23 protein-coding genes and 2 tRNA genes are annotated in these 25,184 nt (G+C 71.6%); 17 read left to right on the top strand and 8 right to left on the bottom strand.

Annotation, left to right across the window (positions count from 1 at the left end; translation table 11 throughout):
- The first annotated feature begins 68 nt into the window (after positions 1-68).
- From JI751_RS18730 to JI751_RS18755, 6 genes are all read left to right on the top strand, one after another.
- Positions 69-1,469 (top strand): glycine--tRNA ligase, encoded by a 1,401-nt coding sequence (locus tag JI751_RS18730; RefSeq protein WP_201940050.1) that lies wholly within the window; start codon positions 69-71, stop codon positions 1,467-1,469.
- Positions 1,470-1,514: 45 nt separating this feature from the next.
- Positions 1,515-2,138, top strand: a complete 624-nt coding sequence (locus JI751_RS18735) for a hypothetical protein (protein WP_201940052.1) — start codon at positions 1,515-1,517, stop codon at positions 2,136-2,138.
- Between the two features lie 489 nt (positions 2,139-2,627).
- Positions 2,628-3,206, top strand: coding sequence for a hypothetical protein (locus JI751_RS18740; RefSeq protein WP_201940053.1), 579 nt, complete (start codon positions 2,628-2,630; stop codon positions 3,204-3,206).
- Positions 3,207-3,264: 58 nt separating this feature from the next.
- Complete coding sequence (gene dusB, locus JI751_RS18745; RefSeq protein WP_201940054.1) at positions 3,265-4,404, top strand: tRNA dihydrouridine synthase DusB; 1,140 nt, start codon at positions 3,265-3,267, stop codon at positions 4,402-4,404.
- A 319-nt stretch (positions 4,405-4,723) separates the two neighbouring features.
- Positions 4,724-5,512, top strand: coding sequence for a VldE C-terminal domain-containing protein (locus tag JI751_RS18750; RefSeq protein WP_504739130.1), 789 nt, complete (start codon positions 4,724-4,726; stop codon positions 5,510-5,512).
- 63 nt (positions 5,513-5,575) lie between these two features.
- The gene (locus tag JI751_RS18755; RefSeq protein WP_201940056.1) at positions 5,576-6,847 is read left to right on the top strand and encodes a deoxyguanosinetriphosphate triphosphohydrolase; all 1,272 of its coding nucleotides are present in this window, start codon (positions 5,576-5,578) and stop codon (positions 6,845-6,847) included.
- On the opposite strand, the gene JI751_RS18760 is transcribed toward JI751_RS18755, so the two are convergent.
- Entirely contained in the window at positions 6,848-7,171 is a 324-nt protein-coding gene (locus JI751_RS18760; RefSeq protein WP_201940117.1) for a YtxH domain-containing protein, read from the bottom strand.
- Positions 7,172-7,204: 33 nt separating this feature from the next.
- Complete coding sequence (locus JI751_RS18765; RefSeq protein ID WP_201940057.1) at positions 7,205-7,465, bottom strand: DUF3618 domain-containing protein; 261 nt, start codon at positions 7,463-7,465, stop codon at positions 7,205-7,207.
- Positions 7,466-7,593: 128 nt separating this feature from the next.
- Between JI751_RS18765 and dnaG the strand changes: the two genes are divergently transcribed.
- The 4 genes from dnaG to JI751_RS18785 all read left to right on the top strand — a co-directional run bounded on the left by dnaG (position 7,594) and on the right by JI751_RS18785 (position 11,069).
- The gene (gene dnaG, locus JI751_RS18770; RefSeq protein ID WP_201940058.1) at positions 7,594-9,498 is read left to right on the top strand and encodes a DNA primase; all 1,905 of its coding nucleotides are present in this window, start codon (positions 7,594-7,596) and stop codon (positions 9,496-9,498) included.
- Positions 9,495-10,013, top strand: coding sequence for a hypothetical protein (locus JI751_RS18775; protein ID WP_201940059.1), 519 nt, complete (start codon positions 9,495-9,497; stop codon positions 10,011-10,013). The genes dnaG and JI751_RS18775 overlap by 4 nt, the downstream gene beginning before the upstream one ends.
- 52 nt (positions 10,014-10,065) lie before the next feature.
- Positions 10,066-10,138: transfer RNA gene (locus JI751_RS18780), tRNA-Asn, on the top strand.
- Between the two features lie 130 nt (positions 10,139-10,268).
- Positions 10,269-11,069 (top strand): hypothetical protein, encoded by an 801-nt coding sequence (locus JI751_RS18785; protein ID WP_201940061.1) that lies wholly within the window; start codon positions 10,269-10,271, stop codon positions 11,067-11,069.
- An 8-nt stretch (positions 11,070-11,077) separates the two neighbouring features.
- On the opposite strand, the gene JI751_RS18790 is transcribed toward JI751_RS18785, so the two are convergent.
- Positions 11,078-11,830 carry a PIG-L deacetylase family protein gene (locus JI751_RS18790; RefSeq protein WP_201940063.1) on the bottom strand — a complete coding sequence of 251 codons (753 nt, stop codon included), beginning with the start codon at positions 11,828-11,830 and terminating at the stop codon, positions 11,078-11,080.
- A 66-nt stretch (positions 11,831-11,896) separates the two neighbouring features.
- On the opposite strand from JI751_RS18790, the gene JI751_RS18795 reads away from it, so the two are divergent.
- Positions 11,897-13,099 (top strand): sulfite oxidase, encoded by a 1,203-nt coding sequence (locus JI751_RS18795; protein WP_201940065.1) that lies wholly within the window; start codon positions 11,897-11,899, stop codon positions 13,097-13,099.
- Between the two features lie 16 nt (positions 13,100-13,115).
- Here the strand turns inward: JI751_RS18795 and JI751_RS18800 are convergent, their stop codons facing one another.
- Together JI751_RS18800 and JI751_RS18805 are read right to left on the bottom strand one after the other, a co-directional pair.
- Complete coding sequence (locus JI751_RS18800; protein ID WP_201940068.1) at positions 13,116-14,402, bottom strand: DUF1501 domain-containing protein; 1,287 nt, start codon at positions 14,400-14,402, stop codon at positions 13,116-13,118.
- A 1-nt stretch (position 14,403) separates the two neighbouring features.
- Positions 14,404-15,801: a DUF1800 domain-containing protein gene (locus JI751_RS18805; protein WP_236666527.1), complete on the bottom strand. Its 1,398-nt coding sequence runs from the start codon at positions 15,799-15,801 to the stop codon at positions 14,404-14,406.
- A 165-nt stretch (positions 15,802-15,966) separates the two neighbouring features.
- On the opposite strand from JI751_RS18805, the gene JI751_RS18810 reads away from it, so the two are divergent.
- Positions 15,967-16,923: a GNAT family N-acetyltransferase gene (locus JI751_RS18810; RefSeq protein WP_201940072.1), complete on the top strand. Its 957-nt coding sequence runs from the start codon at positions 15,967-15,969 to the stop codon at positions 16,921-16,923.
- Here the strand turns inward: JI751_RS18810 and JI751_RS18815 are convergent.
- Positions 16,920-17,480, bottom strand: coding sequence for a hypothetical protein (locus tag JI751_RS18815; RefSeq protein WP_201940074.1), 561 nt, complete (start codon positions 17,478-17,480; stop codon positions 16,920-16,922). The two genes, JI751_RS18810 and JI751_RS18815, sit on opposite strands and share 4 nt — an antisense overlap.
- 247 nt (positions 17,481-17,727) lie before the next feature.
- On the opposite strand from JI751_RS18815, the gene JI751_RS18820 reads away from it, so the two are divergent.
- Positions 17,728-17,801, top strand: a tRNA-Ile gene (locus JI751_RS18820).
- A gap of 17 nt (positions 17,802-17,818) precedes the next feature.
- Here the strand turns inward: JI751_RS18820 and JI751_RS18825 are convergent.
- A complete protein-coding gene (locus tag JI751_RS18825; protein WP_201940076.1) occupies positions 17,819-19,270 on the bottom strand; it encodes a serine/threonine-protein kinase in 1,452 nt (483 codons plus the stop codon).
- A 154-nt stretch (positions 19,271-19,424) separates the two neighbouring features.
- Here JI751_RS18825 and JI751_RS18830 point away from each other — a divergent pair, with 154 nt between their 5' ends.
- The 3 genes from JI751_RS18830 to JI751_RS18840 are packed head-to-tail and all read left to right on the top strand — an operon-like array spanning position 19,425 to position 21,972.
- Positions 19,425-20,012 (top strand): hypothetical protein, encoded by a 588-nt coding sequence (locus JI751_RS18830; RefSeq protein WP_201940078.1) that lies wholly within the window; start codon positions 19,425-19,427, stop codon positions 20,010-20,012.
- Positions 20,013-20,041: 29 nt separating this feature from the next.
- Positions 20,042-21,319 carry a sensor histidine kinase gene (locus JI751_RS18835; RefSeq protein ID WP_201940080.1) on the top strand — a complete coding sequence of 426 codons (1,278 nt, stop codon included), beginning with the start codon at positions 20,042-20,044 and terminating at the stop codon, positions 21,317-21,319.
- A complete protein-coding gene (locus JI751_RS18840; protein WP_201940082.1) occupies positions 21,316-21,972 on the top strand; it encodes a response regulator in 657 nt (218 codons plus the stop codon). Before JI751_RS18835 ends, JI751_RS18840 begins: the two co-directional genes overlap by 4 nt.
- A gap of 3 nt (positions 21,973-21,975) precedes the next feature.
- Here JI751_RS18840 and JI751_RS18845 read toward each other — a convergent pair whose 3' ends face one another.
- On the bottom strand, positions 21,976-23,370 hold the full coding sequence (locus JI751_RS18845; RefSeq protein ID WP_201940084.1) for a serine/threonine-protein kinase: 1,395 nt from the start codon (positions 23,368-23,370) through the stop codon (positions 21,976-21,978).
- A gap of 73 nt (positions 23,371-23,443) precedes the next feature.
- On the opposite strand from JI751_RS18845, the gene tyrS reads away from it, so the two are divergent.
- Entirely contained in the window at positions 23,444-24,709 is a 1,266-nt protein-coding gene (gene tyrS, locus JI751_RS18850; RefSeq protein ID WP_201940085.1) for a tyrosine--tRNA ligase, read from the top strand.
- Positions 24,710-25,184: the final 475 nt, after the last annotated feature.

A 25,184-nucleotide genomic window follows, 5' to 3' on the forward strand; every position in this document is an offset into this window, starting at 1 on the left:
CGCTCGCCCCGCCTGAACCAACATGGACCGGCAGCCAGCCGGCCCGGGAACGCAGAAGGAACCCCACCGTGGCCAAGCCCGCCCCGACCGCCCTGGACAACGTCGTCTCCCTCGCCAAGCGCCGAGGTTTCGTCTACCCGTGCGGTGAGATCTACGGCGGCACCAAGTCCGCGTGGGACTACGGCCCGCTCGGGGTCGAGCTCAAGGAGAACATCAAGCGCCAGTGGTGGCGCTTCATGGTCACCCGCCGCGACGATGTCGTCGGCCTCGACTCCAGCGTGATCCTGCCGACCCGCACCTGGGAGGCCAGCGGCCACCTGAGCACCTTCAGCGACCCGCTGACCGAGTGCCAGTCCTGCCACAAGCGCTTCCGTGCGGACCACATGCAGGAGGACTACGCGGCCAAGAAGGGCATCGAGGACCCCGACACGGTCGACATCAACGAGTCGATCGCGTGCCCCAACTGCGGCACCCGCAACGCGTGGACCGAGCCCCGCAACTTCAACATGATGCTCAAGACCTACCTCGGCGTGATCGAGGACGAGTCCGGCCTGCACTACCTGAGGCCCGAGACCGCGCAGGGCATCTTCCTCAACTTCGCCAACGTCGTGACGTCGAGCCGCCAGAAGCCGCCCTTCGGCATCGCCCAGATGGGCAAGAGCTTCCGCAACGAGATCACGCCCGGCAACTTCATCTTCCGCACGCGTGAGTTCGAGCAGATGGAGATGGAGTTCTTCGTCAAGCCGGGCGAGGACGACGAGTGGTTCCGCTACTGGATCGAGGAGCGCACCCGCTGGTACGTCGACCTCGGCATCAACCCCGACAACCTGCGTCACTACGAGCACCCGGAGGAGAAGCTGTCGCACTACTCCAAGGGCACGACGGACATCGAGTACCGCTTCGGGTTCTCGGGTCGTGACTTCGAGGAGCTCGAGGGCATCGCCAACCGCACCGACTTCGACCTCAAGCAGCACAGCGAGTTCTCCGGCAAGGACCTGTCCTACTACGACCAGGCCGCCGACGAGCGCTACCTGCCCTACGTCATCGAGCCCGCGGCCGGCCTGACCCGCTCGCTGATGGCGTTCCTGATCGACGCCTACACCGAGGACGAGGCCCCCAACACCAAGGGCGGCGTCGACAAGCGCGTCGTGCTCAAGCTCGACCCGCGCCTGGCTCCGGTCAAGGTCGCGGTCCTCCCGCTGAGCCGCAACGCCGACCTCTCGCCGAAGGCCAAGGCCCTGGCCGCCGAGCTGCGCCAGAACTGGAACGTCGAGTTCGACGACTCCGGCGCGATCGGTCGCCGCTATCGACGCCAGGACGAGATCGGTACGCCATTCTGCGTGACGGTCGACTTCGAGACCCTCGACGACAACGCGGTCACCATCCGCGAGCGCGACACGATGAGCCAGGAGCGGGTCAGCCTCGACGGCATCACCCGCTGGTTCGCGGAGAAGCTCGTCGGCTGCTGACGCCGGCGCCCGCGCCGGGCGGCCACGCCGTGTGACGATGTCGGCATGCGGCGCGCGATCCTCCCGATGACGGGGCTGGCGACGGTCCTCGTGCTGGCCGCGTCCGCGTGCGCCCCCGACGACCCCGAGGCGTCCCCGGCGCCGACGCCCACGGCGGCGGTCGATCCTGCTGTCGGCACGGACCCCGGCACGGACCTCGACCTCGGCGAGGAGGCCACGGTCGTCTGGCAGCCGAGGGCCGACCTGACCGGGGTGCTCGACGTCAGCGTGGACGCGGTGGCCGAGCAGGACGAGTCGGTGTTCGACGGGTGGGTCAGCGAGGTGATGCCCGACGCGCGTCCCTACTTCGTCACCGTCACCCTCGCCAACGCGGGCGAGGCCGACCTCGCCGGCCTGGACGTCCCGCTCTACCTGCGTGACGACCAGGGCACGCTCGGAGCGCCCTGGACGCTCGGCGGCGACTTCTCCGCCTGCCAGAGCGGACCCCTGCCGACGCCGTTCGCTGCCGGCTCGGAGTCGGCGATGTGCCTCGTCTACCTCGTGCCCGACGCTGCCCGCATCCGGGACATGGTCTTCGAGCCGACCGAGGGCTACGACCCGATCACGTGGTCCGGCAAGGTGGCTCGCCCGGGCACGTCCGGCGGGAAGAGGAATGAGAAGAAGGGATGATCCGCACCGCACTCGCGCTGGTGCTCGCCGCCGTGACGTTCTCGGCACCTTCGGCGAGCCGTGCCGAGGAGCGTGCCGGCCACAGCGGTGCGCTCCCGGCAGGCGCCCTCGCCGTCGGAACCCGTGCCTTCCGCCCGGCGAGCGAGACCTACGACCCGAGCCACCTCGTCTGGGCCCGAGGGACCAGGCTCCACGACGGCGACGTCGTCACCGACCTCGCTCCGTGGCGGATCATCCAGATCCAGCGATCCCCGCACGGCTACTTCCTGCGGCTCGCCACGAGCTACGCGGACGGGTACCGACTCGCGTGGTACGACGGGCGGGGCCTGACCTGGCTCAACGGCGGGTACCCGATGCCGGAGGTGTCGCCGGACGGCAGGTTGGCCGGGTGGGTCGACTTCGACGGCCCCAGGATCGATCACGGCCGCTCGGCACGGGTGGTCGTCGTCGACCTGATCACGGGCAAGGTCGTCCTCCACGTCGCAGGGGATGGGGGACGACACCGACCTCTACGAGGAGGCCGAACCCGGCGTCCTCGGCTTCGACGCGCAGTACGTCTACTGGCGACAGGTGACGGGGAGGATCGAGCGGGTCCGCACCGACCTGAGCACCGGGGAGACCACGTCCGCCGCCACCGTCGGCGCGTACGGCTCGGAGATCCCGGTCGGCCTCCCGGTCGACACCTACACGGGGACCCCCGTCCACCTCCAGGACGGTCGCCCCACCGGGGACCCCGACATCGGGGACCCGGGCTTCCTCTCGCCTGACGGCAGGTTCGCTCTAAGCGTGAGCCGGACCGCGCGCCTGCGGATCACCGACCCCACCACGGGTGCGCGCATCGACCCGGCGTGGGACAACCCGTGGCGCTGGTTCGCAGGCTGGCAGGACGCCGACACCGCCTACATCGCGCTCCCGCGGCGCTACGACTACCTCTTCGGCGGTCCACCCGACCGGATCCGGGTGCGGGTGGCCGCGTGCGACCTGCCGGCGGGGAGCTGCACCACGGTGCTGCGCACCCGCGGCCTCCACCGGATGGTCTTCGGCGCCGGCGGGCCCGAGCTGTTCTGAGCCGGGCCGGCGCGCCCCTGATTTCGGTCGTCGGACGGCCCGCGGCGACAATGGAGGCATGGCCGCACTTCCCACCTCGCTGACGCTGGGCTCGGTCCACGTCGACACGCCGGTCGTGCTGGCGCCGATGGCCGGGATCACCAACGCGGCCTACCGCCGCCTCTGCGCCGAGCAGGGAGCCGGCCTCTACGTCTGCGAGATGATCACCAGCCGCGGGCTGGTCGAGGGCGACGAGACCACGCGCAAGATGCTCGTCTTCGACGAGCTCGAGACGGTCCGCTCGGTGCAGCTCTACGGCACCGACCCGGTCTACATCGGCAAGGCCGTGGAGATCCTCTGCGCCGACTTCGGCGTGGCCCACGTCGACCTCAACTTCGGCTGCCCGGTCCCCAAGGTGACCCGCAAGGGCGGCGGGGGAGCGCTGCCGTGGAAGCGCGGCCTCCTCGGCGAGATCCTCACGTCGGCCGTCTCCGCCGCGACGCCGTACGACGTCCCGGTGACGATGAAGACGCGCAAGGGCCTCGACGACGACCACCTGACCTACCTCGACGCCGGCCGGATCGCGCAGGAGACCGGCGTCGCGGCGATCGCGCTCCACGGTCGCACCGTGCAGCAGGCCTACTCGGGCGAGGCCGACTGGGACGCCATCGCCGCGCTCGTCGACCACGTCGACATCCCGGTGCTCGGCAACGGCGACATCTGGGAGGCCGCCGACGCGCTCCGGATGGTCGAGCAGACCGGTGTCGCGGGCGTCGTCGTGGGCCGCGGCTGCCTCGGCCGGCCGTGGCTGTTCCGCGACCTGGCCGCCGCCTTCCACGGCGAGTCTGTCGCGACGCTCCCGACCCTCGGCGAGGTCAAGGTGATGATGCGCCGGCACGCCGAGCTGCTGTCGGAGCACATGGGGGAGGAGCGGGGCTGCAAGGAGTTCCGCAAGCACATCACCTGGTACCTCAAGGGCTTCCCGGCCGGCGGCGAGCTGCGCCACCAGCTGGCCCTCGTCGACTCGCTCGCCGCGCTCGACACGCTGCTCGAGGGGCTCGCCGAGGACGCGCCGTTCCCCGAGCGCGAGCTCGGCACGCCGCGCGGGCGCCAGGGTGCGCCGCGCAAGAAGGTGGTGCTCCCCGAGGGGTGGCTCGACGACACCGACGGGCGCGGAGCGCACCTGCGCGAGGACGCGAACGAGACCACCGGCGGGTGACAGGGCCGCCCTGTAGTCATACGTAGCTAATCGTGGCTGGTGACCCGGAACACGCATGATTTTGCTGTGAAGATTTGGGACAGGCCCGGAATCGTGTGCTCTACTCGATGATCGCGTCGACGTGGGCACGGGCCCCCGAGAAGCACATCAGCCCGTGGATCGGCGCTCTGTCCCCCGTCAGCAACTGCAAAGGATCAGCGCTGTGGCTCAGCATCGCCACAAGCGGGAAACCCCTGCTGCCCCCCAACCGTCCCGAATCCCCCGATCCGTCCTCGTCTCCGCACCGCTCGCCGTCGTGGCGACGCTGTCCGCGGTGACCATGGGCATCCTGGCCGCCGAGCCGGCCACCTCCGACGACAACCTCCTGGCCTCGTCCGGGACCCAGTCCGTCTCCGGAGCCTCCGGCTCCGGCAGCACGGCGCTGGCCCGCCGCGGGGACGTCGTCTCGCGGTCGACCATCCGCACCGCGGCCAAGGCCGAGTCGGCCGCGCGCCAGGACCTCGAGGTCGACCAGCAGGCACGTCGGATGGCGAAGAAGCTCGACCGGTCCATGTGGACCACCGACGCGCTCAACCTCTGGGGCGGCCCGTCGGAGAAGTCCGAGAAGTTCGGCGAGGTCGGCGCGATCAAGCAGGTCGCCGTCACCGGTCGCGAGCAGATGGGTCGCACCCAGGTCGTCATCGACGGCCAGTCGCGCTGGGTCAGCTCCGACTACCTCAGCGCCGACAAGCCGGAGCCCGAGCCCAAGGGCCCGAGCCTCAGCGGCGTCTGCTCCAACGGCTCGTCGATCTCCGCCGGGCGCGCCTCGCTCTACGAGATCCACGACGTGGTGTGCGCCAACTGGCCCTCGATCACCAGTTACGGCACGTGGCGAGGCGACGGCGAGCACGGCCAGGGCCGCGCCATCGACATCATGGTCACCGGCGAGACCGGCTGGGCCGTGGCCGACTTCCTGCGCGCCAACTACGCGGCGCTGGGCATCGAGTACATCATCTTCTCGCAGAACATCTGGTCGGTGGAGCGGTCCGGCGAGGGCTGGCGCGGCATGTCGGACCGTGGTTCGACGACGGCCAACCACTACGACCACGTGCACGTCACGGTCTACTGATCCAGCATCCAGGCTGCCGTCCCGTCGTGCAGCGTCCTCGGCGCTCGCTAGGCTGACCGGCCGATGAGCATCGAGGACCTGTACGACGACGCGGCGCGCGAGCGCGTCGTGGCCGAGCCGCCCAAGCGCGTGGACGCGCCCGTGCGGCTGGCGTTCGAGCGCGACCGGGCGCGCGTCGTGCACGCAGCGGCGTCCCGCCGGCTGGCGGCGAAGACGCAGGTCGTCGGTCCGCAGACCGACGACTTCGTCCGCAACCGGCTCACGCACAGCCTCGAGGTCGCCCAGATCTCCCGCGACCTCGCCCGGGCTCTCGGCACGCACCCCGACATCGCGGAGACCGCGGCCCTCGCGCACGACCTCGGCCACCCGCCGTTCGGCCACAACGGCGAGCGGGCGCTGGCCGAGCTCAGCACCGGGTGCGGCGGTTTCGAGGGCAACGCCCAGACGCTGCGCCTGCTCACCCGGCTGGAGTCGAAGACGTTCGACGCCGACGGCCGGTCGGTCGGGCTCAACCTCACCCGGGCCACCCTCGATGCCTGCACCAAGTACCCCTGGTCGCGCGCGGGGGCCGAGGGCCCCCACGGCGTTCACGCCGACGGCACTCCGCGCGTGGTCGTGAAGTTCGGCGTCTACGACGACGACCTCCCGGTCTTCGACTGGCTGCGCGACGGCGTCGACGGTCGTGGCCGGTGCCTCGAGGCGCAGGTGATGGACCTCGCCGACGACGTCGCCTACTCGGTGCACGACGTCGAGGACGGCATCGTCGCCGGCCGTCTCGACCTCACCCGCCTCGACCGCGACGCGCTCTGGGCCACGGTGCGGTCGTGGTACCTGCCGGGCATCGACGACGCCGCGCTCGACCGGGCCCTGGCCGACCTGCGGGCGATCGGCTCCTGGCCGCGGTCGTCGTACGACGGCAGCAGGCGGAGCCTGGCCGCGATCAAGAACCTCACCAGCGACCTCATCGGCCGGTTCTGCGGCAGTGTGCAGGAGTCCACCTTCGCCGCAGCGGGCGGCGAGCCGCTCGTCCGGCACCGGGCCGACCTGGTCGTCCCGGCCGCCACCGAGGTGGAGATCGGCGTGCTCAAGGGCATCGCCGCCCACTACGTCATGCAGGCCGACGACCGCGTGACGCTGATGGAACGACAGCGCTCGCTGGTCGCCGAGCTGGTCGAGGCGCTGTGGGACCGCGGCGTCGACGCCCTCGACCCCGTCTTCGTGCAGGACTGGGACGACGCCGCCGACGACGCGGCCCGACGCCGCGTGGTCATCGACCAGGTCGCGTCACTGACCGACGCCAGCGCCGTCGCCCGCCACCACGCGTTGGTCGACTGATCAGGGCAGGTTGCCCTGCGGGTAGGGGTTGTCCTGGAGCGCGGTGCTCTCGGGGTTGAGCTGGTCCTCGAGCTCGGAGCGGTGGTCGCTGCCCGACGGGGTGACCTTGTCGGCCGCGGTGCTGGCGGCGGCGGCGACCTTGTCCTTGACGATCGGGGCCTTCTCCTTGGCGAGGTCGGCGGCCTGCGCAGCCTTCTCCTGCACGCGCGGGTCTTCCTTGACGCGGGTGGCCGCCTTCTTGATCTGTTCGTAGCGCTCGCGTCCGGCGCGGGTGCCGAGCACGTAGCCGATGCCTCCGGCGATGAGCAGGGTGAGCTTCTTCATGGTGATCTCCCTCAGGTGGTTCGTGTGGTGTGGTCAGTGCGAGCGTCGGCGCCAGAGCAGGAGCACCACGGCCATCGCCACCAGGGACCCGGTCGCGGCGACGACCTCCGGCCGGTCCTTGACCGAGGCGACCTTCTCCCTGGCCCGGGACTTCACGTCGAGCTTCGCGGCGAGCTGGTCGACCGTCCCGGCGAGCTGGGCCCGCTGGGCCTCGATCTCGGCCTCGATCCGTTCGGGGGTGCGGGGCTGTGCGCCGGGGGCCTGACCCTCTGGCGCTCCGTGCTGAGCAGTCATTGTTCGACCCTCCCAAACCCGGTGCGTCCACACCAGCCGCGCCAACCCCTAGGGGTGCGCCGCCATGATCTGCGAGGGTTGTGGAGACCGGCCGTCCGGGGTGGGTCCGCGCCCGTAGACTCCCCGGCGTGGCAGGCCGGATTCGCGACGACGACATCGCCGAGGTGCGCGAGAAGGCGCGGATCGACGACGTCGTGTCCCAGTACGTCACCCTCAAGCGCGCCGGCGGCGGGTCGCTGAAGGGCCTCTGCCCGTTCCACGACGAGAAGACCCCGTCGTTCAACGTCAACCCGGCGCGTCAGTTCTTCCACTGCTTCGGCTGCGGGGAGGGCGGCGACGTCATCGCCTTCGTGATGAAGGTCGACGGGCTGACCTTCACCGAAACGGTCGAGCGGCTCGCGGAGAAGTTCGGCGTCCAGCTGCGCCGCGAGGACGGCGACGACGAGCCCGTACGACCGCGCGGTCCGGCGCGCGGCCGGCTGATCGAGGCCCACAAGGTCGCCCAGGAGTTCTACGCCGAGCAGCTCGGCTCGTCCGACGCCGTCGTCGCGCGCCAGTTCCTCGACCAGCGCGGCTTCGACCAGGCCGCCGCCCAGATGTTCGGTGTCGGGTTCGCCCCGCGCGACGGTGAGGCGCTCACCCGCCACCTCCGCGGCCGTCGCTTCACCGACGAGGAGTCCGTCGCCGCCGGCCTCGTCGCGCTCGGCCGCTCCCACTACGACAAGTTCCGCGGGCGCCTCGTCTGGCCGATCCGCGAGGCCAACGGCGACACCATCGGCTTCGGCGCCCGCCGGATCTTCGACGACGACCGCATCGAGGCCAAGTACCTCAACACCTCCGAGACCGCGATCTACAAGAAGAGCCACGTCCTCTACGGCATCGACCTGGCCCGCACCGCGATGAAGGACGCGCAGCAGGCCGTCGTCGTCGAGGGCTACACCGACGTGATGGCCTGCCACCTCGCCGGCGTACGCACCGCGGTGGCCTCGTGCGGCACCGCGTTCGGCACGGACCACGCGCGGGTGCTGCGGCGCTTCCTCGGCGACCACGACACCACCAGCGGCGAGGTCATCTTCACCTTCGACGGCGACTCGGCCGGGCAGAAGGCCGCGATGAAGGTGCTCGAGACCGATCAGGTGTTTGCCTCCCAGACCTACGTCGCCGTGGCGCCCGAGGGCATGGACCCGTGCGACCTGCGGCTCAAGGAGGGCGACGAGGCCGTGCGCGAGCTGGTCGCCAAGCGCCAGCCGCTCTACCGCTTCGCCCTCGACAACATCCTGCTCCGTCACGACCTCGACCGGGCCGACGGTCGCATCGACGCACTGCGCGACGCGGCCGGCCTGGTGGCCGGCATCCGCGACAAGACGAAGATGGACTCCTTCTCCCGCGAGCTCGCCCACATGGTCGGCGTCGACGTCGACGAGGTCCGCACCGAGGTGCGGCGGGCGGCCAGCAGGCCGGCCAAGCAGCCCGACGATCGCCGGACCACCCGCGCGACGGAGGCGCCGGAGCAGGTGGAGCCGCCCAGGCCCGCGCTGCCGAGCCTGTCCGATCCTCGCTTCCTCATCGAGCGGGAGATGCTCAAGCTCGTCATCCAGCACCCGGCCGGCGTCGGGCGCACGACGGCGCACGTCACCACCGGCGACTTCACGCACCCGACGTTCCAGGGCGTCTGGGAGGCGGTGACGACCGCCGGTGGACCGGCCGGCGGTGCCGACGACCCCGGCTGGGCCAACAAGGTGCGGGGCGCTGCGACGGATCCCGCCGTCGTCGCTGCGATCACGGAGCTCGGTGTCGAGCCGGTGCGTGGCACGTCCGACCCCAACCCGACCTTCGCGGTCGCCTACGTCTACCGACTCCAGGAGCTCACCACGTCCCGCCGGATCGCCGACGTCAAGGCGCGCCTCCAGCGCACCAACCCCGTCGACCACGCCCTCGAGTACAACCGGATGTTCGGTGAGCTGGTGATGCTCGAGCAGCACCGCCGCAAGCTGCGCGAGGGCGCCGTCGGCCAGGCAGGAGCCACCTCATGAGCCCGTTCTGGTCGCGTACGTCGTCGCCCTCCGTCGCGGTCGGGCCGGGGGAGCGGGTGCTCGCGTCCGCGGCCGCCGAGGACGGCGCCGTGCTCGCCGGCACCCGCGACGCGTTCTACCTCGCCAGGGCCGGATCAGGTGGCGACGACACCCGCCGCGTCCCGTGGGAGCAGGTCGAGGCCGCCGACTGGGATCGCGACACCGACACCTTCCGGCTCTCGGAGGTCGGCACGTGGGGCGAGCAGCGCCCGGTCCACACGGCGGTCCTGACCGACCCCGGCCGGCTCCTCGAGCTGGTTCGCGAGCGAGTCACCGCCAGCGTCGTCCTCCAGCGCCACGTCGCCGTGGCCGGCCGTCGCGGGCTGCGCGTGATCGCCCGCCGCGCACCGTCCGGCTCGGGTGGCGTCCAGTGGGTCTACGAGTACGACGAGGGTCTCGATCCCGACGACCCGGCCGTGCGCGAGGTCGCCCGGGCGACGCTCCAGGCGATGCGCATCGAGGTCGGGCTGCCCTGATTTCTCCCGGGCGCTCGCTGCTTGCTAGTGTTCTGCTCCGCTGCACAAGCGATCCCCTATAGCTCAATTGGCAGAGCATTCGACTGTTAATCGGAGGGTTCCTGGTTCGAGTCCAGGTGGGGGAGCACCCGAAGGGCCCGAGGCGTCATGCCTCGGGCCCTTCAGCCATTTCGACCACGTAACGACTGGGCCGCCGCGTGTGAACTGTGCGTAACACGGAGGGTGTGCGGGGGCCGGTGGCGTCAGGCTGGTCGCATGACCGCGGACCCCGCCTCCGGCGCGCCCGGCGCACCCCAGTTCCTCGTCCGGCCCGACGGCTCGGTGGCGGGCGACGACGGCGCGTCCGGAGCGCTGGCCGCGGCCCTGCCCTACACAGGCCGGCTGGCCCGACGCATGGGCGAGCTGGCCGGTGTCGGCGACCTGCGACTCGTCGAGGCGTTCGGCACCGACCACCTGACCGTCGGCGTGACGTGGACACCCGCGGGCGAGGGCACCTATCGAGCCGCGCTCGCGCCGCTCGCGCCGCGCACGGTGCCGACGTTCACCGTGGTCGGTGCGGTGGACCCCGCTGCCGCGGTCATCCACTGCCTCGGCCGGCTCGACGCCGTCGAGGGAGTGAGCTGGAGCGCCGTGGTCACGGTCGACGCCCGCGTCATCGGCATCCAGGCGGAGCAGCAGGACCTCGACCGCCTCGCCGAGGTGGGGAACCGGATGCTCGCGATCCTGCGCTCGCTGGAGGACCAGCACGGGTCGGGATTCGTCCGGCTGGGGTTCGAGGAGGGCGCCCTGCTCGGCGCGTCGCTCGGGCGGCACGCCCTCGTCGCCGCGATCGACGGTGCCGACGACGAGGCCCTCACCGCGATGATCGACGAGGTTCGCGCGATCCTCGCCGACCAGGACCTGTCGGCCGTCGCGTCGCACCGCGAGCCAGAGGTGGCACCGGTCGTCGAGGCGCCGCCGGAGGTGCCACCGGTGGCGCCGGCGCCTCTGGTCGGCGCACGGTTCGGCGGCGCGGCGCCCAGGAAGGAGCGCGGGTCGCGCCGGTTCGGCCGTTAGCCCCGCACTCAGCCCCAACCGAGCGGGAACACCTCGAACGTCGCCGCGTGGGTGACGCCGAGCCCCTGTCCGCCGCCGCGGAGGATGCCGTCGAGGAACTCCTCGGGGTCCCAGCCCTCCCAGCCGAGGCCGTCGATGTAGGCCTTGTGCTCCTTGAGCGAGGCGACGCCGGCCTGGAAGGTGTCCGTGACGTCGACGGCGTGCGTCGCCTGCGGCGAGCTGCCCGACCACACGGCCCGGACGCCGCCCCAGGGCTCGAGGCCGTCGGTCAGCTGGTCGGGGAAGATCCACCGGTTGCCCGCATCGCGTACGGCGTCCAGCAGCGCCCGACCGACCGCGATGTGGTCGGCCTGGTTGAGGTTCGTGCCGCCGAAGGTCTCGCGGAAGTTGATCGTCATCGCGATGTCGGGTCGGTGCTTGCGCACGACCGCGGCGATCGCACGCCGCAGCTCGACGCCGTACTCCAGGGTGCCGTCCGGGAGCCTCAGGAACTCGACCTCGTCGACGCCCACCGCACGCGCGGAGGCGATCTCCTCGCCCTCGCGCAGCGGGCCGCTCTCGTCGGGGTGGATGCCGTCGATCCCGGCCTCGCCGCTGGTCACCATGCAGTAGACGATCCGCTTGCCCTGACCGGTCCAGCGCGCCACGGCGGCCGCCCCGCCGTACTCGATGTCGTCGGGGTGCGCGACCACGAACAGTGCGCTCTCCCAGTCCTCGGGAAGGGGCTCGAAGGAGGGGGCGGTGGGCCGGTCGTCCGTCATGTTCCGAGCATGGCACCCGACCCTTGGTGTAGTGAAACAGGTGACTTACTCGTATAAGGTCGCGCCATGACGTCGTACACGCCCACCCGTCGTGGCCTCCTCGCCTCCGCTGCCGTCGTCGGCGGTGCAGCACTGACCCCCGCCTCCCTCTGGCGCGCGGCGCCTGCCGCAGGCGCGTTCCCGGCGATCCTCAAGCCGACACCCGCCACGCAGTTCCGCGACTTCGGCACCAACGCCGAGATGCTGTGGAGCTCGGTCGACCCGACGGCCTACCTGACGCCGCAGTCGCGGCTCTTCGTGCGCAACCACTCGCGCACGCCGCAGCTCGACCGCTCGACCTACGCCCTGAAGGTGTACGGCGACGGGCTCGCCACCTCGCGCACCGAGGGCGAGGCGCTCACGCTGTCCTTCGCCGACCTCCAGCGCCTCCCGCACCACGAGCTGACCGCGGTGCTCGAGTGCACCGGCAACGGCCGCAGCTACTTCACGACCCAGCAGGGCCAGACCGTCTCGGGCACCGCCTGGACGAGCGGTGCCGTCGGCACCGTGCGGTGGAGCGGCGTGCGCCTGCGCGACGTGCTCGCCTCCGTCGGGATCTCGCCCGACGCGGTGTCGATCCAGGCGACCGGGCTCGACGACGACTTCGTGTCGGGCGGGACCAACTACGGCAGGGTCCGGCGACCGTTCTCCGTCGAGAAGGCGCTCGACGACGCGCTGCTCGCGTGGGGGATGAACGGCGAGGACCTGCTGCCCGACCACGGCTACCCGCTGCGGCTGGTGCTGCCCGGCTGGGTGGGCATCGCGAGCATCAAGTGGCTCGGCTCGCTCGAGGTCTCGACGACGCAGCTCACCTCGCCGTGGAACACCACCTTCTACCGGATGACGGGTCCGCAGTGGCCCGCCGACTCACCGCCGCTCACCGTCAACCCGGTGCGCTCGGCCTGGGAGCTGGCCCGCGACCAGGTCCTGCCCGCGCGGCCGGTCACCCTCACCGGACGCTCGTGGAGCGGCGCCGGCACGATCGCCAAGGTCTCCGTCAGCCTCGACGGCGGCGCGTCGTGGCGACCCGCGGTGCTCGACCGGCGCGGCCGCGAGGGCCAGGGCTGGACGCAGTGGTCGGTGCGGTGGGGCAACCCGCGTCGGGGTCGCCACGAGCTGCTCGCCCGCGCGACCGACGACCAGGGCCGGACGCAGCCGTTCGAGGCGGCCTTCAACACCCAGGGCTACTTCTTCGACGCCGTCGTACGCCACCCGGTGCAGGTGGCGTGACGGCTGCCCGCCCCGATCAGGCCATGACCCCGACGGGCGTCGGCGCGAACCCGGGGAACACCTGGGCCGTCGAGACGCCGAAGCGGCGGGTGACGATCTCGCTGAGCACGCTGCGGTAGTCGGTGGTGACGAGCAGGTCGGCGTCCAGGGAGTCGGTCAGGCCGGGCCACGAGCCGTAGTAGCGACCGCCGCGGACCCCGGCGCCGGCGACGAACATGACGTTGCCGAAGCCGTGGTCGGTCCCGTAGTTGTCGTTCTCCTTGACCCGCCGGCCGAACTCGCTGAGCGTCACGAGCGTGACGCGGTCGGCGAACGGGCCGAGGTCGGCGAAGAAGGCGGCGATCGAGCCGGCCAGGTCGCCGGCGTTGCGGCGCATGTCGCCCCACTCGAGCGTCCCGAGGTCGGTGTGCATGTCCCAGTCGCCCTGGTCGACGGTGACCACCTCGGCACCGACGCCGGAGCGCACGATCCGCGACACGTCGGAGAGCGCTCGGCCGAGATCGGTGGAGGGGTAGGCCGCCGTCGCGGACTCGCTCGCCGGCAGGTCACGGGCCACCCCGAAGCTCTGCGCCCCCGAGATCGCGTCGCGGACCGCCTCGTTCATCCGGCCGCGGCCCTTCCACACGTGCTGGAGCGCGAGCAGCCGCCGGCCGTCGTCGTCCGTCCCGGCGACCTCGGCCCGGTCCACGTCGTCCACCACGAAGGCCGGGTTGGTCCCGAAGAGCGACGTCGGCACCTGGTTGCCCATCGCGGTGCCCTGCAGCGGCGAGGTGCCGGGCAGGTCGCCGAGCAGCCGGTTGAGCCAGCCGTTGCGCTCGGTGGAGCCGGGCGCGGCGTCCTCGATGGCCTCCATCGCGGCGAAGTGCGAGCGGTTGGGGGTCGCCATCCCGGTGGCGTGCACGGCCGCCAGCGTCCCGGCGTTCCACATCGGCAGCAGCGGGGCCAGAGCCGGGTGCAGGCCGAACATGGCGTCGGGTGCCAGCAGCGACGTGTGCGGTACGCCGATGCGCGGGCGCGCGGCGTAGTAGGCCGGGTCGCCGTGGGGCACGACGAGCGAGAGGCCGTCGGCAGCACCGCGCAGCGAGAGCAGCACGAGGACCGAGCCCAGCGGCGAGGAGAGCCGGTTCGCGGTGCGGCCGGTGACGGCGTACGCCTGCGGGCCTGAGCGCGTCAGGCCCGGGCCGAGGGCGAGCGCGCCACCGGCGAGCGCGGTGCCGAGGAGGGCGCGGCGGCTCAGGGCGAGGCGTGCCTCGTCGTAGTCGGGGCAGCCGCAGGAGGCGGTCGTGGGAGTCGTCTCGGTCATGTCAGCACGCCAGGTGGTCGGGGGAGTCGAGGACAGCGGCGAGCAGCCGCGGGAAGCCCCACTGGTAGAGGCCGTGCTCGCGATCGATCTTCTCCTTGGCCCTGCAGCCGGTGGCCAGGCACGCGGTCTCGAGGAGATTCTCCGACGCCGGCCGGTGGAGCAGGTCGCGGCTGACCGCGTCGACGAGGTCCGCGAAGCGGATCGGCTTCTTCGCCGGGACCCACGCAGCGGGCTTGCGGTAGCGGAGGTCGACGGTCGGCCACCAGCCGCCGGCCATCGCCCAGTGCATGCTCATCGAGCCGAGCGCGCGCGACGGCGACGCCCAGATGTCGTCGCGCACCGGAGTGCCGTCGGGCCGCGGCCAGGCGTGCGGCGACAACCCGAGTCCGGACGCCTGCCACAGCATCGCGATCGCACCGGAGTCGTCGGCCGTGGGGCGACCGACCTCCACGCCGAGCGCGCGGTAGGTCGCCACGACGTCCTCGCTGGGGTCGCGCAGCTTCTTGCCCCCTGCACGTCGGAACTCCTTGCTCGCCACCAGCGCCCGCAGCACGGGCACGATCTCGGTGTCGTTCTTGAGGTAGACCTTCGCGAGCCGGTTGACGAGGGACGAGGGCGGGTCGTCGTGGACGAACTTGGTGGCCAGCCGCTCGGCGATGTGGCGCGCGGTCAGCGGGTGGTGGGCGAGGTAGCGCAGGTAGTCCTTCGTGAGCTCGCGGCCGTCACCCTTGCGGTTCTTGTCCTTGAAGCCCTTCACCTGCACGGTGCCGGTCCAGTGGTCCTCCTTGACGTAGGACGCAGCCCACGTCTCCCAGAGGTCCACGTGCCACCCGGTGAGGATCCGGGCCGACGCCTTCACGTCGTCCTCGCTGTAGTTGCCCGCGCCGAGGGTGTGGAGCTCGAGCAGCTCACGACCGAGGTTCTCGTTGGGTGCGCGCTTGGTCGAGGTCGCTGCCGACAGGAAGATCAGCATGGCCGGGTGGGTCGTGGTCGCGACGAGCATCTGGTCGAAGCGACCGAGCGCGTGCGTGCGGATCGTCTCGCCGTAGTCGGCCCGCCAGGTGAAGTGGGCGTCGCCGCTGACGGGGACGTGGAGCATGGCCTCCCAGAACTCGGTCATCTTCTCGAGCACGGGACGCCGGGTGCGGATCCGGCGGACGAGCAGCCACCGTCCGTAGTCCTCCATCACCTGCCAGCCGCCGCGCACCTCGTCGACCTGGCGCTGCCACAGGTCCTTCGGCGTGCGGTCGAGGTCCGGCCACCAGCGGCGTACCTCGTCCGCAGCACCGTCCGGGAACGCGCCCGGCCGGGTGAGCTGCTGCTCGAACCAGGCCTGCGCGCCACCCGCACGGCGTACGTCGTTCGCCAGCGCGGCGTCGATGCCGTAGCCGAAGCGCATGACGAGGTGCCGTTGTGACGGTGTCAGCAACGGTTGCAACTTCCCACGATCTCTGCCCACGACGGCCCTCCCGCAATCCCGAGACGCCCTACTGTGGCACGTCGCGGGCCGGGGTGGCAGCGTTATCGGGTTGCTCGTGGGACGGCGCCCGTGTCGGATGGCGAGGTGGACATCCGCGAGCTCGATGTGTCAGACCCGGCCGCCCGACGTGCGTGGTTCGAGGTGATGGACGCCTCGGCGCGGGCCGACCGCCCCCACGCGCTGCTCGAGGGCTTCGCCGCGTTCGAGGTGTCCGCGACCGAGCCGGGCGAGCACGCTCGGCGCCTGCGCCTCGAGGCGTGCGACGGGGGAGTCCTCGTCGGTGTCGCCGAGCTCGAGCTCCCGCTGACCGAGAACCTCGACGTGGGCTGGGCCGAGGTCAACGTGCTGCCCGGGCACCGCCGGCGGGGGACCGGACGGCTGCTGTGGGCAGCGGTGGTCGATGCCGCTCGCGCGGCCGGCCGCACCCGTGTCGGAGGAGAGGTGTCGGTCGCTCCGGTGGACGGCGGTCCGGGCCTGGCGTTCGCGGCGGCGATGGGCGCGGCGGAGAAGCACCGCGAGGACCACCTGCTGCTCGACCTGCCGGTCCCGGCTGCCCTCGTCGACCCGGCGTACGACGTCGTCACGTGGCGCGGACGCTGCCCTGACGAGCACCGCACCGCTTACCTGGCGATGCGCAACCAGATGAACGCCGACGTCCCCATCGGCGAGCTCGACCTGGAGGCCGCGGTGCTCGACGACGCCCGGCTCGCGTCGTCGGAGGAGCGGCTCATGAAGGCGTACGACGTCCGCGTCGCGGCCGCCCGCCGACGGTCGGACGGCGTGCTCGGCGGCTACTCACTGCTCTTCGTCCCGCACGGGGAGACCTACGCGTGGCAGGACGACACCCTCGTCATGCCCGAGCACCGCGGCCGTCGCCTCGGTGCCGCGCTCAAGACCGCCAACTACGGTGCCCTGCCCGGCGCCGTCGAGGTGGTGCACACCTGGACGGCGCCGTCGAACGGCGCGATGCACCGCACGAACACTGCCCTCGGCTTCCGCGTCGTGGAGCGGATGCACGAGATGGAGGCGACAGTGGGCTAGGGGCAGGTGCCGGCGGTGACGCACTTGCTCTGGGCGACCACGTTGCCGTTGCTGTCCAGGACAGGGGCGCAGTCCGGGGGCGAATCGATCCGGAACTGGTAGGCCGTGCCCCCCACCGTGTAGTCGATGTAGAGGTAGTTGCCGCTGCTCGCGCCCGTCAGGTGGATCTGTCCACCGCACCCGTTCAGCGGGATGGACCCGTAGGTCGTGGGGCAAGCACCGGGCTTGGGCGTCACGGGGAGCAAGTCTCCGTTGGGCGTGTTGCGGATGCCCGTGATGGTCGCCTGGCCGGTTGCGTTGGCGTTGGTCCCGGGCGGGCAGTTGTAGCAGAGCACCAGCCAGTAGCCCCAGGGGTCGGTCGTCGACTGCCCCGGGCACTTGCAGCTGCCGGCACCGAACGTGAACGTGTCGCAGCTGGCAGCGAAGGCCGGCGCGGCCGTCGCGACCGCGACGACCGGGACGGTCCAGGCGATGCCCTTGGCGACGGTGCGCCGTCCGGTGAGTGTGGTGGTGACGCCCGTCGGAGGGGCGTCGCTGTGATTGGTGCGTGTGGTCATCCGTACGTCCCCCACGAGAGTGATGGAGTGAGAACGGGCCTTGCGTAGAAGGTCATGTGCCGGTGGGCACCCCCCGGTGCGCGTCCCCTCCATGGAACGCGCGCGACAGCGCCACGACCATGCAGTCCGGATCAAGTCTTGACGCCGATTCGGGTGGAGCAGATGACCAGACCACTGGCCTTGACACGGCCTCTCGGTGTGGCGCGTACGGCCGCCGGTTAGGGTCACGTGCGGCCCGAGGCCGCGAGGGGCGGTAGCTCAGTCGGTCAGAGCAGAGGACTCATAATCCTTGGGTCGTGGGTTCGAGCCCCACCCGCCCTACCCGGTCGGCAGGCGCCTCAGCCCTCGGCAGCAATCAGGTAGCCATTGCCCTGCCGGACGAGCTGCAGCCGACCTTGGGAGGTCGTCGTACGCCCCGAGGTGGTGACGTAGTCGATCGTGTACGTCGTCGTCAGCGACTGCGCGTCGACCCGGACGTCGGACACGCGCGCCGACCGGATGGTGCTCCAGAACCCGGAGTAGCGCCCGAATCCGCCGCTCGCCTCCTGGAACGCGGGCGTCAGCATGTCGAAGGACGCCTCGGGGTCCGAGGTGACCAACGAGAAGTAGTCCTGCAGGAGAGCCTGCACCTCGGCGCGGGCACCAGCCGCGGACGAGCCGGGTGACGGGCTGGAATCGGTGCTCGGCTCCTCCGAGGCGGTCTCCGACGGCTCGGCGGACGACGGCTCCTGCGACGGTTCCTCGGACGGCTCCTCCGACTGCTGGGTCGTCGGGTCGGACGCCTCGGGCCGTTGTCCGTCGCCGGGCCACAACAGCCAGGCGCCGAGCGCCGCCAGCAGCACGAGCACCGCCGCGGCCGCGATCCAGCCGAGCGGGGCGCGACGAGGCTCGCGCACGGGTTCCCTCTGCGCTGGCGGACCCGTCGCCGGCGGTGGAGTCGCGACCGGCACGGGCTCCACGGGCACGGTCTCCATCCTGGTGGTGGCGTCCGCGGTCCTCCCGCCCCGGGCGATGCGACGCAGCTCGTCACGGACCCGCTCCGCGGACCATCGGCCGCCAGGGTCCTTGACCATCGAGTGCGCCAGCACGCCGGCCAGGGCGTGGTCCGCCGGCAGGCGCGGCGGCTCCTCGTGCACGATCCGGTAGAGCCCACCCATGACGTTGCCGCCCACGTCGTACGGAGCTCTCCCCATGACCGCGTGGAACAGCGTGGCACCCAGCGACCACACGTCGCTCGCCGCCGTCGCGGGCGAGCCGGACGCGACCTCGGGGGCGAGGTAGGCGGGTGAGCCCGTGACCTCGCCGGTCACCGTCAGCGCCGAGTCGCTGGCGCCGCGGGCGATGCCGAAGTCGCCGAGCTTCGCGTGGTCGTCGTCCCCGACCATGATGTTGCTCGGCTTGACGTCGCGGTGCACGATGCCCGCGCGAGTGGCGTGCACGAGGGCGTCGGCGGCCTGGGCGAGGATCCCGGCCGCCCGCTCGGCCCGGAGGGCGCCGTCGGCGCGGACGACCTCGGCCAGGGTGCGGCCCCGCACGTGCTCCATCACGATCCAGTAGCAGTCGACGTCCTTGACGAGGTCGAGGATGGACACCACGTGGGGGTGGGTGATCCCTGCGGCGATGCGGGCCTCCCGCTGGGCGCGCTCGATGTCCCGGTCGGTGGTGCCGGGCAGGAGACCGATGCGCTTGATGGCGACTGTCCGCCCGAGCACCTCGTCGTGAGCGAGGTGCACGATGCCGGCGCCGCCCCTGCCGATCTCCCGGTCGAGGGTGTACCTGCCTGCGATCACGCGCGTCCCTTTCGGTGGACCGCGCTCCACGCTAGCCGCGGGCCCACGTGCTGCTCACACCCGTTCGGACGGAGGTCCGGGTACTAGCACCATCGGACATCTCGCGGTGACGACCGCCCGCGACGAGGCTGGTCCCACCTACCAAGGAGGACCCATGACCACCATCAAGAACGCCACGGCCGGACTCGGCCGCGCGATCGCCGTCGGTGCCGCGCTCGCCACCCTCTCCGTCGGCGCGCTGGCAGCCAGCGTCCCGGCCGCGTCCGCCCAGGCCGGATCCGTCTCCCTGCGCAGCGGTGGCGACGACGACCCGGCCGGTGACGACCGCGGCGGCCACGGCGCCGACGACCCCGCGGGCGACGACCACGGCGGCACCACCACCAGCACCACCCCCACCACCAGCAGCGACGACAAGGGCGGCACCCGCAGCGGCGGCGGCAGCGACGACCGGGTCATCCGCACCGGCAGCTGCATCGCCGGCGCCGTCTGGAAGCTCAAGGTCAAGACCGACGACGGCCGCCTCGAGGTCGAGGGCGAGATCGACAGCAACGTCGCCGGCCAGCAGTGGCGCTGGGCCCTCCGCCACAACGGCTCGACCAGCGACCGCGGTACGGCCACCACGACGGCCCGCAGCGGGTCCTTCGAGGTCGAGCGGAAGATCGTCGACCTCGCCGGCACCGACGCGGTCGTGTTCCGCGCCGTGCGCGACGGCCAGGTCTGCCGGGGTGTGGTGAACTACTGACCTCGCCTGAGGCGGAAGGTGCACACCACATGCGTTGGCTGACGAATCCCGTGGCGCAGTTCCTGGCCACGGGATTCGTCACGCTCGTGGTCGTCGTGGTGGTGACCGGCGCACTGAGCCGTCAGGCGGCCGACGAGGAGGCCGTCGCGGATGCCCGCGCGATCACCCAGGTGCTCGGCCGGTCGGTCGCCCAGCCGGCGATCCCCGAGGGCCTGGTGTCCGGGGACGCGGCGGCCATCGACCAGCTCGACCGCACGGTGCTCGACCGCCTGCTCGTGGGCGACGTGGGCCGGATCAAGATCTGGGCCGCGGACGGCACCGTGCTCTACAGCGACCGTACGGAGCTGATCGGGGCCGTCTACCCGCTCGGCGACGACGAGCGCGAGGTGATCGAGAACGGCGGCACCGACGCCGAGATCTCCGACCTCACCCGCCCGGAGAACCGCTACGAGCGAGCGTTCGGCGGTGACATGCTGGAGGTCTACACGCGGGTCCGGTCGCCCGAGCAGGAGCCGCTCCTGTTCGAGGCCTACTTCACCGCCGACGAGCTCGGCGAGCAGCGCGCAGCCGTCCTCGACCGCTTCCTCCCGATCACCATCGGCGCCCTCGCCGCGCTGGTGCTGCTGACCACGCCGCTGATGCTGCTGCTGTCGCGCCGGTTGTCCGCAGCGGCCCGCGAGCGACAGCGCCTGCTCGAGGCAGCCGTCCAGGCATCCGACGCCGAACGACTCCGCATCGCGCGCGACCTGCACGACGGCGTCGTCCAGGACCTGGCCGGCTCCTCGCTCGCCCTGTCCACCCTCGCCGCCCGGAACGGCGCGCCCCTGTCCTCCGACCTCGAGGAGGTGGGACGTGCCCTCCGGGTGAGCATGCGCTCGCTCCGCTCGCTGCTCGTGGAGATCTATCCACCCGACCTGCACACCGCCGGCCTGGCAGCCGCCGTGCAGGACCTCGTCGCACCCCTGGCCGGCGCAGGCGTACAGGTCGACGTGGACGTCAGCGGCGACGAGGACGCCTCCGACGCCGCGGTCGCCCTCGTCTGGCGGCTGGCCCAGGAGTCGGTGCGCAACGTGGCGCGCCATGCCCGCGCGACCCGGATGTCGCTGACCGTGCGGCGCGAGGACGACCGCCTGCTGCTGGAGGTCGTCGACGACGGGGTCGGCTTCGACTCCGGTACGACGCCGGCCGACGCCCGCTTCGGGTTGCGGGCGGCCGAGAGCCTCGTGCGCGAGCACCGCGGCACCCTCGACGTGGAGTCGAGTCCCGGCTCGGGCACGATCGTCCGGGTGGAGGTCCCTCTCGCATGACCGAGCTGATCCGCGTCGTCCTGGCCGACGACCACGACGTCGTACGCCGGGGGCTCGCCGGGCTGATCGAGTCGACCGACGACCTCGAGGTCGTCGGCGTCGCGAGGGACGGCCGCGAGGCGGTCGAGCTCGTCCGCGAGCACCGCCCGCACGTTGCCGTGATGGACCTCCAGATGCCCGTGCTCGACGGCGTCGAGGCGACCCGCGCCATCGTCGACGGCGACACGGGCACCGAGGTGCTCGTGCTGACGTCCTTCTCCGACCACGCGCGGATCGACGCCGCCATCGAGGCGGGCGCGGTCGGCTACCTCCTCAAGGACGCCGAGCCCGAGGCCCTCCTCGACGGCATCCGCGCCGTCGCACGGGGCGAGTCACCGTTCGACCCGCGTGCCGCGCGCCGGCTGCTCACGCGCGCCGCACGATCCGAGGGGGCGGGGCCCCCGGCGGCATCGACGCTCTCTCCCCGCGAGGCCGAGGTGCTGCGGCTGGTGGTGGACGGACTGCTCAACAAGCAGATCGCGGGCCGGCTCGGCATCACGGAGCGCACGGTGAAGGCGCACCTGACCTCCGCCTACCAGCGCATCGGGGTCGCCGACCGGACGCAGGCCGCACTCTGGGTGCAGCGCCACGACCTCGACGCTCCGGGCGGCTAGGGCTCAGCTGCTCTCGCCGGCGATCAGGAAGTCGTCGCCGTCCCGCGTGAGCTGGAGCCGGACGCGCTGCGTGCTCTCCGCCCCGGACTTCATCTGGTAGGTGACCGTGTAGGCGACCGTCTCGTCCGCGGGGTTGCTCTCCACGCTCTGGAGCTGCGCCGACCGGACCTTGCTCCACCATCCGATGTAGCCCTCGTAGTCGCCGCTCGACGCCTGGAACTCGGGGGTCAGCCGCGCGAAGGCGGCCTCGGGGTCGGTGGTGACGGTGGCGAGGTAGGAGGTGATGAACTCGTCCATCTGCTGCCGCACCTCCTCGGGCGTGGGCTCCGAGGCGCCGTCGCTCGGCTCGTCCGTGGCCGCCGTCTGTGACGGGACGGGGGAGTCGTCCGGCGCTGCCTCCGGCGTGCCGCGTCCCGCCCAGACGTACGCCGCGACGACGGCCGCGATCGCGGCGACGGCGGCCGCCGCGATCCACCCCCACTGCCGACGCCGGGGACGCGCGGCGCGGGGGAGCGGTGCCGGCTGCACCGGTGGGAGCACGCCGGTGCGCTCGCGGTCGGGCGCGGGCCTCCGTGCGGGTGCTGCCGTGCCGGCCGCGGCGGTGGACCGCTCGCCGCGCGAGATCCGGGCCAGGTCGTCGCGGACCTGCTGCATCGACCACCGCTGGTCCGCGTCGTGCGTCATCATCACCGCGAGCAGACTTGCCATCGCGTGGTCCTCCGGCAGGCGCGGCGGGTCCTCGTGGACGATCTTGTAGAGCGCGCCGATGAGGTTGTCGCCGACGTCGTACGGCGCCCTGCCGGTGACGGAGTGGTAGAGCGTCGCGCCGAGCGACCAGACGTCGCTCGCGGGGGTCGCCGACGAACCGCTGGCGACCTCGGGCGCGAGGTAGGCGGGGGAGCCGGTCACCAGCCCGGTCTGGGTGAGCGAGGCGTCGTTCTCCGAGCGGGCGATCCCGAAGTCGTTGAGCTTCGCGCCGCCGTCGGAGATCAGGATGTTGCTGGGCTTCACGTCGCGGTGCACGATCCCGTTGGCGTGGGCCTCGACCAGTGCGTCGGCGGTCTGGCCGAGGAGTGTCGCCGCTCCCGCGGCATCGAGCGGTCCCGTACGCCGGACGCGCTCGCTCAGCGTCTCGCCGTCGACGTACTCCATCACCAGCCAGCGCACGTCGGCCTCGTCGACGAGGTCGAAGACCGACACGACGTGGGGGTGGTTGAGCGCGGCGGCGAGCCGGGCCTCGCGCTCCGCCCGCTCGCGCTCGACGTCGTCGGAGCCGGGGATCATCCCGATGCGCTTGATCGCCACCTGGCGGCCGAGGACCTCGTCGACGGCGAGGTGCACCGTGCCGGAACCGCCACGGCCGATCTCCCGCTCGAGCCTGTACCTGCCTGCGATCACGTGCCGTCCTTCCTGACTGCTCGCCCTAGGCTAGTAGCCGACCACCAGCCCGACTCCACCCGAAGGAATCCACGTGACGACCCCGAATGTCCTCGACGAGCTGGAGTGGCGCGGCCTCATCGCCCACTCCACCGACCGCGACGCGCTCCACGCGGCGCTGGGCGAGGGGAGCGTCAAGTTCTATGTGGGCTTCGACCCGACGGCACCGAGCCTGCACATGGGGCACCTCGTCCAGGTCCTCACCGCCAAGCGACTCCAGGAGGCCGGGCACACGCCGTACGCCCTCGTGGGCGGCGCGACCGGCATGATCGGCGACCCGCGTGACTCCGGCGAGCGCACGCTCAACACGCTCGACACCGTCAAGGACTGGGTCGAGCGCGTACGGGCCCAGATCGAGCCGTTCCTGTCGTTCGAGGGCGACAACGCCGCGACGATGGTCAACAACTACGACTGGACGGCATCGCTCTCGACGATCGACTTCCTGCGCGACATCGGCAAGCACTTCCCGGTCAACCGGATGCTTGCTCGCGACACCGTCAAGAGGCGGCTCGAGTCCGGCATCAGCTACACCGAGTTCTCCTACGTCCTGCTCCAGTCGATGGACTACCTCGAGCTCAACCGCCAGTTCGGGATCACCCTGCAGTTCGGTGGCTCCGACCAGTGGGGCAACCTCACTGCCGGCGTGGAGCTGATCCGTCGCACCGACGGCGGACACGTCCACGCGCTGGCCACGCCGCTCCTCACCAAGTCGGATGGCACCAAGTACGGCAAGACCGAGGGCGGCGCGCTCTGGCTCGACCCCGAGATGCTCTCGCCCTACGCCTTCCACCAGTTCTGGCTCAACGTCGAGGACGACAAGGTCGGCGAGCTCCTGCGGGTCTTCACGTTCCTCACGCGCGATGAGATCGAGGACCTCGAGCAGCAGACGGCCGAGAAGCCGTTCCTGCGCGCCGGTCAGAAGCGTCTGGCCGACGAGGTGACCGCCCTGGTCCACGGGGAGCACGAGGTCGAGCAGGCCAAGGCCGCGGCCGCCGCGCTGTTCGGCGGGGGAGACCTGTCGTCGATCAAGCCCGACACCCTGGCCTCCGCGCTGCGGGAGGCCGGCGGTACGACGCTCCCGGCCGGCGAGCTGCCCGGGATCGTCGACCTCCTCGTGGTCGCGGGCCTGGTGAAGAGCAAGGGCGATGCGCGCCGGACGGTCGCCGAGGGCGGGGCCTACCTCAACAACGTGCGGGTCGAGGACCCCGAGCTCCGACCCACCGAGGCCGACCTGGTCGCCGGCTCGTGGCTCGTGCTGCGTCGCGGGAAGAAGAACTTCGCCGGTATCGAGGTCGGCTGACAGCAGCCACGTGAGGCGCGTGGCGGGGGTCGCGACACGCCCCACGACACGCCCCACGCGTCACAACAGGCCTCTGACCTGCGAAAACGTGGATGTGCCCGCGGTCACACCATCTCGATTTGCGCGTAGTCCTGAGTACGCATACTGTTCTCTTCGTCGCCAGGGAGCGGCGGGGAACAAGACCGGTCAGGTCGGGTTCCCGGCCCCGGGCAGGACAACCCGAAGCGGTCATCGGTCACGGTGACACCACCGGGTCAGAGCGAAACAGTCGAGGATTTGCCACGACAGAAAGTCGCTCGCTAAGTTTCACCAGTTGCCTCACGCAACCGAGATCCTCACCGGATCGCGATGTGGGTGCGTCTGATTTTTGAGAACTCAACAGTGTGTTTGATTAGTCGACGAATTAGTTTGTTTTGCCCCGTTGACATGGTTGCTTGCTGGTCCTTTGTGGGTTGGTGGGTGATGGTGTTGATGG

Origin of the sequence: Nocardioides baculatus, from assembly GCF_016735675.1 — a bacterium.
GTDB classification, from domain to species: domain Bacteria; phylum Actinomycetota; class Actinomycetes; order Propionibacteriales; family Nocardioidaceae; genus Nocardioides; species Nocardioides baculatus.

What these genes read in the sequence shown, in the direction of transcription:
- JI751_RS18840 (WP_201940082.1), top strand. Translation starts at nt 21,316, where the DNA reads ATGACCGAGCTGATCCGCGTCGTCCTGGCCGACGACCACGACGTCGTA.
- JI751_RS18830 (WP_201940078.1), top strand. Translation starts at nt 19,425, where the DNA reads ATGACCACCATCAAGAACGCCACGGCCGGACTCGGCCGCGCGATCGCC.
- JI751_RS18815 (WP_201940074.1), bottom strand. Translation starts at nt 17,480, where the DNA reads ATGACCACACGCACCAATCACAGCGACGCCCCTCCGACGGGCGTCACC.
- dusB (WP_201940054.1), top strand. Translation starts at nt 3,265, where the DNA reads ATGGCCGCACTTCCCACCTCGCTGACGCTGGGCTCGGTCCACGTCGAC.
- JI751_RS18785 (WP_201940061.1), top strand. Translation starts at nt 10,269, where the DNA reads ATGACCGCGGACCCCGCCTCCGGCGCGCCCGGCGCACCCCAGTTCCTC.
- JI751_RS18760 (WP_201940117.1), bottom strand. Translation starts at nt 7,171, where the DNA reads ATGAAGAAGCTCACCCTGCTCATCGCCGGAGGCATCGGCTACGTGCTC.
- JI751_RS18800 (WP_201940068.1), bottom strand. Translation starts at nt 14,402, where the DNA reads ATGACCGAGACGACTCCCACGACCGCCTCCTGCGGCTGCCCCGACTAC.
- JI751_RS18765 (WP_201940057.1), bottom strand. Translation starts at nt 7,465, where the DNA reads ATGACTGCTCAGCACGGAGCGCCAGAGGGTCAGGCCCCCGGCGCACAG.
- JI751_RS18755 (WP_201940056.1), top strand. Translation starts at nt 5,576, where the DNA reads ATGAGCATCGAGGACCTGTACGACGACGCGGCGCGCGAGCGCGTCGTG.
- JI751_RS18835 (WP_201940080.1), top strand. Translation starts at nt 20,042, where the DNA reads ATGCGTTGGCTGACGAATCCCGTGGCGCAGTTCCTGGCCACGGGATTC.
- JI751_RS18735 (WP_201940052.1), top strand. Translation starts at nt 1,515, where the DNA reads ATGCGGCGCGCGATCCTCCCGATGACGGGGCTGGCGACGGTCCTCGTG.
- JI751_RS18740 (WP_201940053.1), top strand. Translation starts at nt 2,628, where the DNA reads ATGGGGGACGACACCGACCTCTACGAGGAGGCCGAACCCGGCGTCCTC.
- JI751_RS18805 (WP_236666527.1), bottom strand. Translation starts at nt 15,801, where the DNA reads ATGCGCTTCGGCTACGGCATCGACGCCGCGCTGGCGAACGACGTACGC.
- JI751_RS18795 (WP_201940065.1), top strand. Translation starts at nt 11,897, where the DNA reads ATGACGTCGTACACGCCCACCCGTCGTGGCCTCCTCGCCTCCGCTGCC.
- JI751_RS18790 (WP_201940063.1), bottom strand. Translation starts at nt 11,830, where the DNA reads ATGACGGACGACCGGCCCACCGCCCCCTCCTTCGAGCCCCTTCCCGAG.
- JI751_RS18775 (WP_201940059.1), top strand. Translation starts at nt 9,495, where the DNA reads ATGAGCCCGTTCTGGTCGCGTACGTCGTCGCCCTCCGTCGCGGTCGGG.
- JI751_RS18750 (WP_504739130.1), top strand. Translation starts at nt 4,724, where the DNA reads ATGGGCATCCTGGCCGCCGAGCCGGCCACCTCCGACGACAACCTCCTG.